This window comes from Acidicapsa borealis (assembly GCF_059115245.1).
In genome coordinates, this window is record NZ_JCACNY010000001.1 from 429,010 (window position 1) to 445,168 (window position 16,159).

Annotated in this window: 11 protein-coding genes and 1 pseudogene; 11 read left to right on the forward strand and 1 reads right to left on the reverse strand. The window is 54.2% G+C overall.

The genetic code is table 11. The features are described from left to right. Positions 1-201 precede the first annotated feature (201 nt). The 7 genes and pseudogenes from AC5S27_RS01670 (at position 202) to AC5S27_RS01700 (ending at position 11,030) form a co-directional block, all read left to right on the forward strand. Complete coding sequence (locus AC5S27_RS01670) at positions 202-1,251, forward strand: ImuA'/RecA-like NTPase (RefSeq protein ID WP_493932848.1); 1,050 nt, start codon at positions 202-204, stop codon at positions 1,249-1,251. Between the two features lie 82 nt (positions 1,252-1,333). Further along, positions 1,334-1,654: pseudogene (locus tag AC5S27_RS01675) on the forward strand (Y-family DNA polymerase); the annotation flags it as partial. Between the two features lie 351 nt (positions 1,655-2,005). Then, positions 2,006-2,782 (forward strand): hypothetical protein, encoded by a 777-nt coding sequence (locus tag AC5S27_RS01680; protein WP_493937357.1) that lies wholly within the window; start codon positions 2,006-2,008, stop codon positions 2,780-2,782. After that, the gene (gene dnaE, locus AC5S27_RS01685) at positions 2,775-6,101 is read left to right on the forward strand and encodes a DNA polymerase III subunit alpha (protein ID WP_493932849.1); all 3,327 of its coding nucleotides are present in this window, start codon (positions 2,775-2,777) and stop codon (positions 6,099-6,101) included. The genes AC5S27_RS01680 and dnaE overlap by 8 nt, the downstream gene beginning before the upstream one ends. A 949-nt stretch (positions 6,102-7,050) precedes the next feature. Next, a complete protein-coding gene (locus tag AC5S27_RS01690; RefSeq protein ID WP_493932850.1) occupies positions 7,051-8,394 on the forward strand; it encodes a Gfo/Idh/MocA family protein in 1,344 nt (447 codons plus the stop codon). After that, on the forward strand, positions 8,387-9,406 hold the full coding sequence (locus AC5S27_RS01695) for a DUF6807 domain-containing protein (protein ID WP_493932851.1): 1,020 nt from the start codon (positions 8,387-8,389) through the stop codon (positions 9,404-9,406). The genes AC5S27_RS01690 and AC5S27_RS01695 overlap by 8 nt, the downstream gene beginning before the upstream one ends. A 151-nt stretch (positions 9,407-9,557) precedes the next feature. Continuing rightward, entirely contained in the window at positions 9,558-11,030 is a 1,473-nt protein-coding gene (locus AC5S27_RS01700; RefSeq protein ID WP_493932852.1) for a hypothetical protein, read from the forward strand. Positions 11,031-11,260: 230 nt separating this feature from the next. Here AC5S27_RS01700 and AC5S27_RS01705 read toward each other — a convergent pair whose 3' ends face one another. Continuing rightward, positions 11,261-11,443 (reverse strand): hypothetical protein, encoded by a 183-nt coding sequence (locus AC5S27_RS01705; RefSeq protein ID WP_493932853.1) that lies wholly within the window; start codon positions 11,441-11,443, stop codon positions 11,261-11,263. Positions 11,444-11,689: 246 nt separating this feature from the next. Here AC5S27_RS01705 and AC5S27_RS01710 point away from each other — a divergent pair, with 246 nt between their 5' ends. Genes AC5S27_RS01710 through AC5S27_RS01725 form a run of 4 tightly spaced genes read left to right on the forward strand, consistent with a single transcriptional unit; the run spans position 11,690 to position 16,134 of the window. Continuing rightward, a complete protein-coding gene (locus tag AC5S27_RS01710; protein ID WP_493932854.1) occupies positions 11,690-13,327 on the forward strand; it encodes a sensor histidine kinase in 1,638 nt (545 codons plus the stop codon). Positions 13,328-13,339: 12 nt separating this feature from the next. Then, complete coding sequence (locus AC5S27_RS01715; protein ID WP_493932855.1) at positions 13,340-13,795, forward strand: response regulator; 456 nt, start codon at positions 13,340-13,342, stop codon at positions 13,793-13,795. Between the two features lie 6 nt (positions 13,796-13,801). Continuing rightward, positions 13,802-15,754, forward strand: a complete 1,953-nt coding sequence (locus AC5S27_RS01720) for a PAS domain-containing sensor histidine kinase (RefSeq protein ID WP_493932856.1) — start codon at positions 13,802-13,804, stop codon at positions 15,752-15,754. Further along, positions 15,754-16,134, forward strand: a complete 381-nt coding sequence (locus AC5S27_RS01725; protein WP_493932857.1) for a response regulator — start codon at positions 15,754-15,756, stop codon at positions 16,132-16,134. The genes AC5S27_RS01720 and AC5S27_RS01725 overlap by 1 nt, the downstream gene beginning before the upstream one ends. Positions 16,135-16,159 lie beyond the last annotated feature (25 nt).

Genomic DNA, 16,159 nt, shown 5'->3' on the forward strand with positions numbered 1-16,159 from the left:
TAATGCGGAGAGTAGGGAGCACGACGAGATCAAAGTAGGTGGGCGCTGATTTTTGTATTGGCTCTGATACGAACACACTTTTTTTGAAAGAAATAAGCCCCATCGTTTCAAGCAAGAATGAAATCTTATGCACTGTAATCGAGGCAGCGAGGCATTGACAGTCCGTTGGCGGAAGGCGAATATAAGGCGAAGATAGTTCCTATGCCTTCTGCCTCCACACTTCGTCGCCAGATCGAGGCCACACTCGCCAACCGGATTCCTTCAGCGCTCACGCCTGCGCGGCGGATTCTACGTCCACTTGCTGCTACGGGAATACCTGCTGTGGATAAGTTGCTGGAAGGCGGCCTGCCGCTGGGAGCAATCACTGAAGTAGTGGGGCCGGAATGCTCCGGGCGTACCTCTTTCGCTCTCTCCTTTCTCGCGCAAATGACCCAGGCAGAAAAGGTGTGTGCTTGGATCGATACCTCTGACACCCTCGATCCGGAGTCTGCGGCAGCGACAGGTGTCGATCTCACCCGGCTCCTATGGGTGCGTTGTGGAGCCCCAACCGAATCGCGGGCAAGACCCACAGTGCAACAAACGTTCGTCCTTCCTGAGAAATACATGGTCGCGCCGCCGTCAAGAAAAGGACTGCATGGAGGAGGATTCGGCTCGCATCCGCGCAATGAGGTGAAGGGACTCTCCACCGCTATCAGCAACCTGTTCATGCCAGACCCAGTTGCACCGTGCAGCGGCGAGTCACAGCACCGAGAGGGGCCAGAAAAGGAATCTTTTAAGCCCAATAAACAACGGGTTGCCGTAACCCACAACAGAGCATCCAATTCATTCACCAAGCCCTGGACTCGAATCGAGCAGGCGCTTCAAGCAACTGATTTACTTCTGCAGGGAGGCGGATTCAGCGCAATCATTCTCGACATGGCCAGCATTGCGCCAGAGCATGCCTCGCACGTGGCGCTGTCGATGTGGTTCCGGTTTCGCGCCGCGGCTGAAAAGAACCAGGCCAGCATTCTTCTCCTCACCCAGCACCCTTGCGCCAAGAGTAGCGCAGAGCTGCTGCTGCGCCTGCAGCCAGGCAATGCAATGCGCGATGAGGCCACCGTATTCACAGGAATCGAGCATGAGATCGAAGTGACACGCCGGCGCTTCACGCAGGCGCCAACGAACGTCATCCCACTTCGCAAACCACCGCAACGCGCAACGATAGCGTGCTGGCAGAGCAGAACGACCTGGGCAGGTCCCGGACTGGATTAGGATGACAAAGCCAGCTGAACTGTATGCCTGTCTCTATGTCAAAGAATTTCCAGCGCAGGCTCTCTTACGCTTACGACCGGAGATGCGGGATCAATCATGCGTTGTCATGGATGGTCAGCCGCCCTCTCTGCATGTATGCTCACTCACCCGGATGGCACGTGCTCAGGGACTCGTTCACGGTATGACCCAGGCGGAGGTCGAGACTTTTCGTGGCGTCATCTTACTGCCACGTTCCATGAAAGAAGAAGCTGTCGCAAGAGCGGCTCTTCTCCAATGCGCTGGCGCATTCTCACCTCGTGTGGAAGAGAAGTTCGAAGCTGGAGCATTCCTGTGTGCCGTCGATATAGCCGGGACGGAAAGTCTCTTCGGGCCGCCAGATGCATTGGCCCGGAATATCATCACTCGTGCCGGAGCGCTTGGCTTCGCTGTTCGCATCGCCATCAGTCACAACTTCCACGCAGCTGTATCTCTCGTCAAAGGGCTACCCCCGCGAACCCAAATCAAAGTTATTCCTGCCGGCCAGGAAAGCACAGCATTGGCGCCTCTACCGCTCTCAGTGCTCGATCTAACAGAAGGGCAGACAGAAACCTTCAATCTTTGGGGTATCCGCAATCTGGGTATGCTCGCGGCTCTACCGGAGAAAGAGCTCATTGCAAGGATGGGACAGCCTGGCAAACGCCTTCGTCAGCTAGCAAGTGGCCAGATGCCGCATCTATTCCAACCTGTAGAGCCAGTCTTCACACTCGAAGAGCACATGGCACTGGATACACCTGTGCAGGACCGCGAAGCATTGCTCTTCGTGATCAACATGATGCTCGAGCAGCTAATCTTCCGGGCAGCCGCCCGCGTGCTCGCTTTAGCCTCGGTCCAAATCGTCCTGTACCTTGAAAGCTCGTATCTCGACGTTGCAATGACCCACTCACGTACGGTACGGCCAGCACTTCCTACCAATAACAGGCAGCTCTGGATCAAGCTGATTCAGCTTGATCTCGAAGCTCATCCGCCGCAGGCTGCGATCCTAGCGTTATCGTTGACAGCCGATCATGGCATCACAAACAAGATACAACTGGGACTGTTTTCTCCACAGTTGCCAGAACCGGGGAGGCTTGATGTGACGCTCGCCCGCATTCGTGCTCTTGTGGGCGAGGCCAATGTAGGTCGCGCCGTACTCAGGGATACGCATCAACCAGATGGATTCACAATGGAGCCATTCATGGTTCCATCGGGTTCTGTATCAGCCACTCTCTCTAACAAGTCCCATTCTGCAATCAGGAGATTGCGTCCACCAGAAGAGATTGCGGTCACAGAGCAGGGTAAGCGGCCAAGAGGTTTTATCTTTCGAAATAAGCGCTATAGCATCGAGCGTCTTTACGGGCCATGGATCATCAGCGGAGACTGGTGGAAGCCGACGCTATGGGGCATCGAACAATGGGACGTTGAGGCGCGAGCGCAGGACGACGTGCTGCTCCACTGTTGCCTGATGCGAAACCAAGTCACAGACTGCTGGCAGATGGCAGCTCTCTATGACTGAACGCTATGTAGAGCTGCATGCCGCCAGCGCTTTCAGCTTTCTTGAGGGAGCCTCAACGCCGGAACAACTCATCGAACGGGCGTTCGAGCTGGAGATGCCGGCAATGGCACTACTCGACCGCAATGGAGTGTATGGCTCCGTGCGCTTTCACACGAGTGCAAAGCGCAATAACATCCGTGCGCATGTCGGCGCAGAGATCGCTATCTCAAGTTTTGGGGAACGTCTGGCGCCTCATGCATGGCTGCCAAACCAGTATCAATCAGAGCCAGCGCGCTTGCCCCTGCTTTGCAAATCAAGAGAAGGCTATCAAAATCTCTGTCAGTTGATCACCCGGTTCAAAATGCGTGAGACGACTAAGAAAGAAGGAGCAGCAACCTTTCACGATCTCGAGGAATACGCATCAGGGCTTGTGTGCTTGACCGGCGGAAATGAAGGTCCTCTGGCTGCAGCCCTTACGCGAGGAGGAGAACAGGAAGGATGCAAAACAGTCCAAAAACTGACACGCATCTTCGGTCCAAACAACGTCTACGTCGAACTGCAGCGTCATCGTGAACGCGAGGAAGAGTGGCGCAATCAGGCTGCCATTCGCATCGCCAAATCACTGAAGCTTCCGGTTATCGCCACGAATGGGGTTCGATATGCGACCGCATACGATCGCGAAATTCTCGATCTCTTCACGGCGATCCGTAATCATGTCGAACTCAATCACGCCGGAAGACTGCTTGCGTTGAATAGCCAGCGTCATCTGCGCCCTGCGCGGGAGATGGTGGCACTCTTCAGAGACGTTCCCGGCGGAATTGAAAACACAATCGAACTTTCCCAACGCCTCAAATTCGAATTGAATGACCTAGGCTACGAGTTTCCGCAATATCCCGTACCCGATGGGGAAACAATGGACAGTTTTCTACGCAAGCGCGTCGAGGAAGGTGTGTTGCGCCGGTACGCTCCCAAGAATGATCGAAGTTTGCTTGAGCGTGCAAAGAAGCAGGTAGAACATGAACTTGCCCTCATTGCAAAGCTTGGCTTCGCAGGCTATTTCTTGATCGTCTGGGACATTGTCCAATACTGCAAGAGCAACGACATTCTCATCCAGGGTCGTGGAAGCGCGGCCAATTCTGCAGTCTGTTATGTCCTTGAAATTACGGCCGTCGATCCAGTCGGTATGGAATTGCTCTTTGAACGCTTCCTGAGCGAAAGCCGGAATGAATGGCCAGACATTGATCTCGATCTTCCTTCCGAAGAAAAACGCGAACAGGCTATCCAATATGTTTACAAACGATTCGGCGAACTCGGCGCTGCTATGACTGCCAATGTCACGACATATCGACAGAAGTCAGCAGCTCGGGAAACTGGTAAAGCGCTTGGCTTGAAAGAAGACTCGTTGAGTCGGCTCGCGAGTCTCTCCGGACAATGGGAATGGCGCGGCAAGACCGACACTCTGGCGCACTCCTTCCTTTATGCCGGATTTGATGTTCAAGATCCTCGCATCGCCAAGCATCTTGAGCTATCCATGCGCATTCAGGATCTGCCACGCAATCTTAGCCAGCATTCCGGCGGTATGGTGATCTGCCAGGGACAATTGAATCGCATCGTCCCGATTGAGCGAGCATCGATGCCAGGCCGCACCGTAGTGCAGTGGGATAAAGAAGATTGCGCTGATCTCGGCATCATCAAAGTAGATCTGCTCGGGCTAGGCATGATGGCAGTCTTGAAAGATTGTCTGGAGTTGATACCAACACACTATGGCAGCAAGATTGATCTAGCGCAGCTACCTGAGAATGACGAGGCCTATCGAACAGCCCAGCAGCCTGAAATCATAGGAATGCTGCATAATTCAAACCGCAAGCCACAGGAACATAAGATCGACCTGGCTCAACTGCCCGAAGATGATGAGGTGTATCGGGTTCTTCGGGACGCAGACACCGTGGGAATGTTCCAGGTGGAGAGTCGCGCTCAGATGGCATCTCTTCCGCGCAACAATCCAACAAAATTTTACGACCTTGTTGTGCAGGTCGCGATCATTCGTCCCGGCCCGATTGTAGGCCAGATGATGCATCCCTACATGCGAAGAAGACAAGGAAAGGAAGCAATCACCTATCCGCATCCTTCCCTGGAAAAGGTATTGAAGCGAACGCTGGGAGTACCGCTCTTTCAGGAGCAATTACTGCGCATCGCCATGACTGTCGCGAATTTCACAGGTGCAGAGGCAGAAGAACTGCGTCGAGCCGTAGGCATGCGCAGATCCTGGGAACGCATGAAGAGCCTTGAAGGAAAACTACGCACAGGCATGACCGCAAATGGAATCGATATAGCCACTCAGGACAACATTGTTCAGAACATCAGTTCCTTTGCCCTCTATGGATTTCCCGAGTCGCACGCAGCTTCGTTCGCATTGATTGCGTATGCCTCAGCTTATTTCAAAGTGAAGTATCTTGCTGCCTTCACTTGCGCCATCCTGAACAACCAGCCAATGGGATTTTACTCGCCAGCGGTGCTCATCAAGGACGCGCAACGGCATGGCTTACGTATAAAGCCAGTGGACGTTCAGGTGTCCGATTGGTCATGTACGATCGAACACGAAACTGACCAGTCCTTATCCCTCCGGCTGGGCTTACGCTATGCCAAACGTATGCGAAAGCAGTCTGCAGATGCCCTTGTTGCAGCCCGCGCGCGCGATGGTCTGTTCCGCTCGACAGAAGACCTAGCGCAGCGCGTACCATCACTCGACAGGAAGGAGCTTACCCTTCTGGCTAGGATAGGAGCCCTCAATCGTGTGAATGGAATCGGCCACCGTCGCGATGCGCTCTGGAAAGTCGAGCGTGCTGGAAAAGCCGAGGGTCCTCTGTTGAGACAACATAGCAAATGGTTGCTCGATGACTCAGAGACGCAGCCGCTGCAGCAAATGAACACTGAAGAGCGTCTGGTTGCAGACTACGCTGGTACAGGACTAACAACCGGCCAGCATCCCATGTTTTATCGGCGGCAAGCGCTGCGTCGCCATGGTGTCCTATCGGCGATGGAATTGAAGGAGTGTAACAATGGAGAATTTGTCCGCGCCGCAGGTTGCGTCATTGCACGACAGCGGCCAGGTACAGCCAAGGGGTTCATCTTTATCTCGATGGAAGACGAAACTGGTATAGCCAATATTATCGTCACCCCGGATCTTTACGATCGCGGCCGCCTGGTCGTCACGCGCAGTAAATTCATCCTGGTAGAAGGAATTCTGCAAAATCAAGACAGGGTGATTCATGTCAAAGCAACTCGACTGTCAGAGCTTTCCGATGGCGCAATCGAAATGCAATCGCATGATTTTCACTAACTCTAAAAGCGCAATCGTGGGCGTGCACCGGCATCGTAGCACCGTGCAAATCGACTGTTCAAGAAAACATTACCGCAAGATACATCCGCACCCGGAGTTCGCTTTATCCAGCAAGGCCCATTAGCGAAAATGGAAAAAGCGTGACGTTCGTCCGACGTGTTGTTTCATAGGAGATCTGGGTAGTCAACAGTAGGGAAAGCTTACCATTCCAAGCGTACAAACAGTCTTCTTTGGTGTAACGTAGACAAACTATTAGAGTCAAAGTCAGAGATATCCTTTAGGAAAACTTAAGTAATAGATCGGAAGATTGCGGATGAAGCTCTTCATATAAGACCGAACTACTCTTTGCGCAGCAGGAAGCGTCGATCGACGGAATACTCGTCGTCAATCCCGACTTCTCGATCAGTTCTATGAACTTACGGTTTGCAGAGATGTGGGGACTTCCTCAGGATGTGGTGGACTGCAGAGATCACAAGTAAATTCTCGCGTATACCACGCCCAAATTTGCTCGGCCGGATGCATTTGCCGAGAAGGTTCAGCAGCTGTATCTGGATCCTGCCGGGAGAAGCTATGACGAATTGCCTTTGAAAGACGGCAGAGTCATCGAGCGCCATTCAGCACCACTGTATGGTTCTGACGGGAAGTCACGCGGACTCCTTTGGGACCTTCCGCAATATCACGGAAGCACGCATGGCCCAGCAGGCGCTTCTTGAGTCGGAGCGCTTTTCTCGATCTACATCTTTTCGTGGACCGAGGACCGGCTCTTCCACTGAGCGTTGCTTTGGCGGAGGCATTACGGAAATGTTGCAGTGGAAAAAGCCCGATCTCCAACTAGGCCAAAATGTGGCGTTGCAGGAGCCCTGTCATGGACAAATGTTTCGCAGCAGCGCTCAGTGGTTCTATAGTTTTGTGGTGGCACTTCCCACCATTTTCCGGAGTCGAAATCATCATGCCTCAGAACACCTCCTCGCGACGCAAATTCATTCAGCTCTCGGCCGCAGCCGCCGTGGGTTCGTGGACTGCTAAAAGTTATGCCGCTATCCTGGGGTCAAACGACCGCGTTCGCACCGGAATCATCGGTGCTGGCGACCGCATGAAAAGTGCTTTAATTCCGGCGTTCCAGTCCAATGCGCAAAAGATGAATTTCGAATTCGTTGCTGTCTCCGATCTCTGGAATCGTCGTCGCGACGAGGCCGTGGAGTATGTGCAGAAGGTTTCCGGAAAAAAGATTGAAGCATGCCGCAACAACGAAGAACTGTACGCCCGGAAAGACGTAGATGCCGTCCTCATTGCAACGGCTGACTTTCAGCATGCAATTCACGGCGCTGAAGCTGTCAACGCCGGGCGCGATGCGTATGTCGAGAAGCCGACGGCGGATCGGCTGGAAGATGGCAAAGTGTTTCTCGCAGCAGTGAAGAAAACCGGCAAGATCGTGCAGGTTGGTACCCAGCGGCGCTCCACACCTGCCTATCAGCGGGCATATGAGTACATACAATCCGGCAAGTTCGGTGAGATCAATATGGTGGAGATGTCCTGGAATGTCAACCAGCCGGGACGCTGGCGACGGCCGGATGCCGTGCCGCTGCTCAAAGAGCAGGACACAGACTGGAAGCGCTACCTGCTCAACCGGCCATACGAGCCCTTCGACGCGCGCAAGTACCTGGAGTTTCGCCTCTTCTGGCCGTACTCTTCAGGCATTCCCGATCAGTGGCTCGTCCATCAGATCGACACTGTGCATTGGTTCACCGGCTATCCACACCCTCGCTCTGTTGTCGCAAACGGCGGCATCTACCAGTGGCACGATGGACGACGGAACTGGGACACGCTGACAGCCGTCTTCGACTACGGTCCGCTGAATGATCTGAATAAGGGTTTCCAGGTAGTGTACTCATCGCGCCAGACCAACTCAGCAGGTGGCGTGAAAGAGATCTACTACTCCAACGGCGGTTCGCTCAACATGGATACGCAGAAGGTGACGCCGGAAGGCGGCCTGACGGACAAGTCGGCTGCGGAGATGAAAATGTCCGCCAACTTACTTGAGCCCTACTCCCTTGGTGCATCGGATGCTGTATCCACTGATGCCAACACGGGAGGAGATCCAATGACGACAGCCAACATGCTGAACTGGATGGAGTGCGTGCGGTCGCGCAAAACGCCGAATGCGAGCATTGAAGCCGGCTACTCGCACTCGATAGCGCTGTGCATGTGTATCGCCGCGATGAAGACAGGCAAGAAGGTCACCTTCGACGATGCAAGGCAACTCGTGCTCGCCGGAGGTGAAGTCTATGCGTAAGCTGGCCCTCCTTGCGGCAATGCTGATGATTACGCCTTTGTGGGCAGAAGCGGATGTGAAGCTGGTAGTTCATGATGCGGAACGACGCGTGGATGTCACGATCGACGGACAGACATTTACCTCCTATCAATGGCCCACCTCGCTAATGAAACCGGTGCTCTATCCGCTTATCGCGGATGGAGACCTCGAAGTATCGCGCGGCTACCCTCTGAAGCCCCGCGACGGAGAGCGTACGGACCATCCACACCACGCCGGCATGTGGTTCAACTACGGCAATGTGAATGGCTTTGATCTTTGGAACAACTCGACCGCGATCCCTGAAGCGAACAAATCGAAGATGGGCATCGTGCGCGAAGAACGCATCGTCTCCGCGACAAGCGGCAAGGTAGGCAAGCTGGTCGTGGAGGCCACATGGATAGGCGGCGATCAGAAGCCGCTCCTCCGTGAACGGACGATACTTGAGTTTGCGCATCGCGGCTCCATACGCGAGATCACCCGAACGACAACCCTTACAGCGCTCCAGGACGTCGTCTTTCACGATGACAAAGAGGGCTTGCTCGGCATTCGCGTCGCACGTTGGCTGGAGTCTCCCAACGAGAAAGGCGGCATCTTCAAAGATGCCTCCGGAGTTGAGACGAAAGTGGAGGGATCAACAGGCGCGGGCGCGACCGGCGTCTATCTGACAAGTGAAGGCAAAGAGGGCGACGCGGCCTGGAGCACGCGCGGGCGCTGGTGCGTGCTCAATGGTCATGATCCTTCCGGCCGAACAGCAGCCATTGCCATCATTGATAGGCCGGGAAATCCGGGATATCCGACCTACTGGCATGCGCGAGGGTATGGCCTCTTTGCCGCGAATCCACTCGGCGCTCACATCTTCGATCCAAAAGCACCGCAGATGGATTTCAAAATTGCGAAAGGCGATTCTACGACCTTCCGGTACCGCGTGCTGCTTTCGAACAAATCGCTGAATGCCGCAGCAATGAATGCCGAAGCAGACGATTTTGCAAAGTAGCTTGGCTTACATTCGAGTTCGCCTACACCGCGCACGACAGCGAAGCTTGTTCCGCAAGGGACTCCATAAGGAGCCAGCGAATCGGTGACCTATTCTCAACGGGTTTTGTTATCTCTTTGCAGTGGTCTGCGTTATCGATCGGAGATGTTCAGTGAGGTATCGACAGCTTCTAATTACAGCTATTTTCTTTGCAGGTCACCTGGTTCTGGCACAGCAGCCAGTCACACAATCACCGCTGAAATTCACTTCATCGATTCCCTGGCTCAATCAGTCCTTCATTTGGGCTAAGGAGCAAGCGCTTCAATACAGCAATCCGGGCTCCGGTTCCATGGGGCCATGGTACGAAGCAGCCCTTCCCGGACGAAATGCTTTTTGCATGCGAGACGTTTCGCATCAGACCGAAGGCGCCGCAGCGCTGGGCCTCTATGCGGCCAACAAGAACATGCTCACACTCTTCGCCAAATCAGCGGCAAAGTCACGGGACTGGGCTGCCTTCTGGGAAATAGATAACCAAGGCAAGCCGTCTTCGGCAGACTACCTGTCCGATGACGACTTCTGGTTCAATCTCCCAGCAAATTTCGATGTGCTCGACGCCTCGATACGCATGGGCAGATGGACGGGCGACGACACGTATCGAACCGATCCCGCTTTTCAGCGATTTTCACGCATCACCATGACGGATTACCTCACCACGTGGCAACTAGAGCCTGGCACGATCTTGAAGCGGCCACGCATTGCCAATCGAAAACTCGCCAAAGGCCAATTTGTAGACTCGCGCGGAATCCCAAGCTACTCCGAAGGAACAAAAGATTTCATTCTCGGAACCGATCTGTTGGCTGCCGAATACCGCGCTATGACCTCCTACTCACAAGTGACTGACGACCATGCAATCGCTCAGTCAAGCAAACGAAAAGCGGCCGAAATCCAAGGGATTCTCGAACGTGTCGGATGGTCGGACAAAGAGCACCACTACTTCAGCGCAATCCACAGTGACCTGAGCGGGTATGGCTCCGCAGACACCATGATCTTGTACTTCAACGCTGCGAGCAATCCCCAGCATATCCAGGGAGCACTTAACTATGTCTCCTCGCCAGGCTACTGGAAACAAATCAATATCGAGGAAGAGAGCTATATTCCTCTGACACTCTTCCGGTATGGCCGTAATCAAGTCGCCTATGAGGTTCTCGCGAACATCAGTGACCCTCAGAAGCAGCGAAGAGAATATCCAGAAGTTTCTTACTCCGTGATTGCAACGATCGTTGGCGGCGTGATGGGCATCGCGCCCGGCAGCCAAGGAGATGGCTACGACGTCAGCACGCTATCAGGACTCCTGAAGAAGGACGAAAGCGCCAAGTTAACTGCTCTCCCGATCAAGCAAAACCAGATCGAAGTAAACCACACCGGCAACCTCGTAACGAGCCTCTCGAACCTGGATGGTCCGCCACTACGATGGCGAGCCGAATTCCCGGGAAGATTTGCTCATCTGGTTGTTGCAGGGAAAGCCCTTCCTGCCAGCCACTCCACCACACCCGAAGGAGTTTTTATTAGTTGGATAGATGTGCAGATAGGAGCAAAAAATAAAGCCACTGTGTCCGCTTTTCCCTCTATTTCGAATCCAAGGTGAAGATCAAAATTAGATGTGGACTAGTAGCACAATTCCGAATCTACGTTAACTCTCTTGAGATCAATGATTTAAGTGTTACATGGCGGGAGAAGGGGGATTCGAACTCCGATAGAGCTTTTGACCCTATAACGGTTTAGCAAATCTCTCCCTCCTGCCGTCCTCAAGTAGTCTCAATAACTTACAGTCGTGTGCCGCAACCAACACCTACACGAAGTGATCTCATCCGTCACTTACTGGACATCGATTGGGACACGCAGCACGAAGATCATGATCCGTTGCCGACGGAGGGGAATTCGCCGAGGTAGGGTTTCGTGCGTTTCTGCAGATGGCTCCTGATCCGTGCCGAGGATCTCAATAACTCCATTCCACGAAAGCCCGCCAAGCGCAACCGTCATCTTTTCGCGTTCGTACATACCGCTCCTTGCCTGCATAGACTCGACTCAGATTCACCCAAGACGATGTCAGCGTCTTGGGTTCAAGCCATTTGAGTCTAAGGTGAACCGCAGGCCCAATTTGTCAGGACCAGAGTTGAAGCATGCACAACCGACAACGCCGAGTTCTGTATCATCCGGTCATTGGTCGTAGACGTGGCACCAAATAGGTCACGCCGTCCGATCTCGTCCAGCAGATGGCTACTAAATTTCAGGATTCGAGCTCCAATGGAAGCGGCCAAAGAACTTCGCGAATCTCGAATCACTAATCCGATACCAAAGGAGGATGGACTTGCGCTCGCCGCGAGAGCATCCTTGAAAGATATGGGGCATCAGCGGCAGCGTATGGAGGGCCAGCACTCAATCGGAGGCGTCGTCGAGACGATGCCTCACCCCCAGTCCTACACTCAGGGCAAATTGCGAGCATATGGTCTCGCAGTTTCCTCTGTGGCCGTTGCTCTGGGAGTAACCCTGCTGGTGGCAGCGCACAACTTCAGGGGTGTAGAGTTTCCGCTCTTCCTGATGGCGATCGCGCTGACAGTCTGGTACGCGGGTATTGGACCGGCCATTGTTGCGCTTGTGCTTTCCGGAATCGCTTTCAACTACTTTTTTACTCATCCCTTCCACACGCTTTACATCACCCGGGAAGATTTTCCCTACTATGTTGTTTTCCTGTTGTTCGCTTTGCTGCTTACCTGGTTTAGTACTGTTCGCCGGCGAATCGAGCGCGACCTGGTGGAATCCCGCGACGCGCTGCAGAAAGAAGTTGTGATCCGGACTCAGCAGGCGAACTTGCTGAATCTGACTCATGACACGATCTTCGTACGGGACATGAAAGACCTGATCACCTATTGGAATCGTGGCGCGCAGGAACTCTACGGGCTGAGCGCCGATCAGGCAGTTGGAAAGCGTGCCCATGAACTTCTACAGACGGTGTTTTCTAATTCTCTCGACGAAATCCAGAAGGAGCTGCTGCTCACCGGGCGTTGGGAAGGAGAACTCGAACACGCCAAAGCAGATGGCTCTTCCGTGGTTGTGGCGAGCCGATGGTCGTTGCAACGAAACGAAGAGGGTACTCCTGTAGCGATCCTCGAAACGAACAACGACATTACGCAGCGCAAACGCGGCGAACAAAAGATCCGCGAGCTCAACCGCGAACTCGGGAAGCGGACGGTCGAACTGGAGATAATCAACAAAGAACTCGAGTCCTTCGCCTATTCCACGTCGCACGATCTGCGTGCTCCCCTGCGACATGTGGCCGGATATGCCGAGCTGCTTCAGAAGAACGGAGTCTCAGTGCTTGACGATCAAGGCAAGAAATATGTGAGGATGATTCTCGAATCGGCTAAGAGGATGGGCAACCTGATCGACGATCTGCTGGCCTTTTCGCGGATCGGGCGCGCTGAAACTCGCAATTCGAGGGTGAGCTTGAATCAACTTGTCCGGGAGGTGCAGGGCGAGATCGCCGAAGAGATTGCCGAACGCAATGTCATCTGGACCATTGGCGATTTGCCGGAGTTCTATGGCGATCGGTCGATGCTGAAACTCGCCCTGCTGAACCTCATCTCCAACGCAGTTAAGTTCACGCGCACGCGGCCTCAAGCCAAAATCGAGATTCGCCGCGCCGAGGGACCGGCGGACAGCATAGTCATCCTTGTAAGGGACAATGGTGTCGGCTTCGATATGAAGTACGTCAATAAGCTGTTTGGCGTCTTCCAACGACTTCACCGGAGCGAGGAGTTTGAGGGAACCGGCATTGGGCTGGCTACAGTGCAGCGGGTCATCCATCGCCATGGAGGCCAGGTCTGGGCAGACGCGGTGGTTGATGGCGGTGCCACGTTTTTCATTGCATTACCTAGTCTTTAGGAGACACAGAGAATGAGCGCGACTCTCGGACGGATTTTGATGGTCGAGGACGATCCACGGGACATTGAACTTACCTTGTCGGCACTTGAGGAGTACAACCTGGGCAACGAAGTCGTCGTTACCAGGGACGGCGAGGAGGCCCTCGATTATCTCTATTGCCGCGGAGCATTCCAGGGACGGACGACTGATAATCCAGCGGTACTCCTGCTCGATTTGAAGCTGCCCAAGATCGACGGGTTGGAAGTACTGCAGCAGATCAAGTCAGACGAGCGATTGAAGATGATCCCGGTTGTAGTTCTGACGTCCTCACGCGAGGAGCGGGACCTGGTGACGAGTTACAAGCTCGGCGTGAACGCCTACGTGGTCAAGCCGGTCGATTTCCATGAATTCGTGAATGCCATTAAGGAGCTTGGGATCTTCTGGGCAATTATCAACGAGCCGCCGCCAGGGAGCATGCAAAGGAGGTAACCCGGAATGAAACCGCTACTTAGGATTCTACATCTCGAAGATGATTACACAGATGCCGACTTAGTGCGGGAGACTCTCGCCGCTGGTGGCATCGCCAGCGATGCGACTCGCGTCGATACTCGAGAAGGATTTGTCGCAGCGATTGAGAGCGGCAGCTTCGATTTGATCTTCGCCGACTATACCCTGCCTTCCTTCGATGGTATGTCAGCCTTGGCTATCGTGCAGCAGAGGCTACCCAAAGTGCCTTTCATCTTTGTTACCGGGACCCTAGGTGAGGAGCCAGCCATTGAGGCGCTCAAACTGGGTGCGACGGACTATGTCTTCAAGACTCGTCTTTCCCGATTGGTGCCTTCGGTAAAGCGGGCATTACGGGAGGCCGAGGAGCGAAATGAGCTTAAGCGCAGTGAAGACGCGCTTAGGGCAAGCGAAGAGCAGCTTCGCACCATCATCGACTGCCTCGAAGGCTTCATCTGGAGCGCTGATTCAAGTGGAAGCGTGGACTTCTTGAATCAACGCTGGTTTGATTACACCGGTTTACGCCTTGAGGACGTTATGGGCTCGGGCTGGATACAGGCTCTCCATCCTGAGGATGCCAGTGCGTTGGCGCCCTACTGGGCTTCTCTCCTGCGTTCGGGGCAACCAGGGGAGTTCGAGGCGCGATTCCGTCGCATCGATGGTGTGTTTCGCTGGTTTCTCATTCGGGCCGTGCCAATTCGCGACGGAGCAGGGCAGATTGCCAAGTGGTACGGCTTGAACACCGATATCGACGACCGGAAGCGAAGCGAGGATGCTCTGAAGCGCAGCGAGTGTTTTCTCGCGGAGACCAGGCGCTTGAGTCTGACCGGCGGAATCTGGCGGAATGCGGTTACAGGCGAGAGCATATGGTCTGAAGAGGTTTACAGCATCTACGAGATTGACCCCTCGGAACCATCAAAAGTCGAGGTACTTCTCAACAAACTGCACCCGGAAGACAGGTCGAGGGTGAAGGATGCCATGGACAGGTCTCACACTCTTGAGGCGGACTTTGAACTACCCCACCGTGTGCTCATGTCAGATGGCCGGCTCAAATACATCGATCTTGTCGCTCACTTTACCCGCAACGGAGATGGGAACCTCGAATATATCGCTGCGATTCAGGATGTCACCGAGCGTGAACTCGCGGAGCAGGCTCTGAATAGTCTTAGATCGGAGCTTGCATATGCATCGCGCGTGACGAGTCTTGGCGCGCTGACCGCTTCGATCGCGCACGAAGTCAACCAACCCTTATCGGGCATCATTACAAACGCAAGTACATGTCTACGGATGCTGGCAGCCAGTCCACCTAACATCGATGGCGCGCTGGAAACAGCGAGGCGGACAATTCGTGACGGGAATCGAGCTTCGGATGTCATTAAGCGGCTGCGCGCAATGTTCAGCAAACAAGATGCGATCACGGAATCGTTAGATCTGAATGAAGCGACACGCGAGGTGATTGCCCTGGCATTGAGTGAGCTTCAGAAGGGCAGCGTCATTCTGAGGCAGGAACTTGCAAAGGATCTGCCGCCCATCAAAGGCGATCGCGTTCAGCTTCAGCAGGTGATCCTCAATCTGCTTCTGAATTCGGCTGATGCAATGAAAGCCGTCACGGACCGTCCGAAGCTGTTAGTGATCCGGACGGAGCGGGCTCCCGACGACCATGTACGACTAACCGTGCAGGATACAGGAGTAGGTGTGGAACCTCATCGCGTCGATAAGCTTTTTGAAGCTTTCTACACCACGAAGCCGGACGGTATGGGAATCGGGCTTTCGGTGAGCCGCTCCATTATCGAAAGACACCATGGCCGGTTATGGGCACAACCTAACGACGGACCCGGGGCCACATTTGCGTTTAGTATCCCTCTGACGCTTGCATCAACGCCCGTGGACGCGACTCGGAACTTTTCAAATACCAATGCGGTGCGGGCCAGAGGGAGTCTGTAATGGAAGCACGTTCACTTGTGTCAGTCGTAGATGACGATGAGTCGCTCCGGGAGTCACTCCCTGACCTATTGCGACAGTGCGGATTTGCAGTCGAGGTCTTTTCTTCCGCGGAAGCATTCCTTGCGTCCCATTCCATCGCCCAAACTAAGTGTCTGATCCTTGACATCGCCATGCCAGGAATGAGCGGACCAGACCTGCACAGTGAATTGATTCGGCGCCGCCAAGCGATTCCGATCGTCTTTATGACGGCTCACGGCGAGAGTAACCTGCGCCCACGCATGCTCCAACGCGGTGCAGTGGAGTGTCTGTTGAAACCATTCAGTGAGAGTGACCTGCTTCGGGCCCTGAATGCGGCGCTCGGATCGACCGAATTGACCTAAATCCATGCGCAATGCACATGGGAGG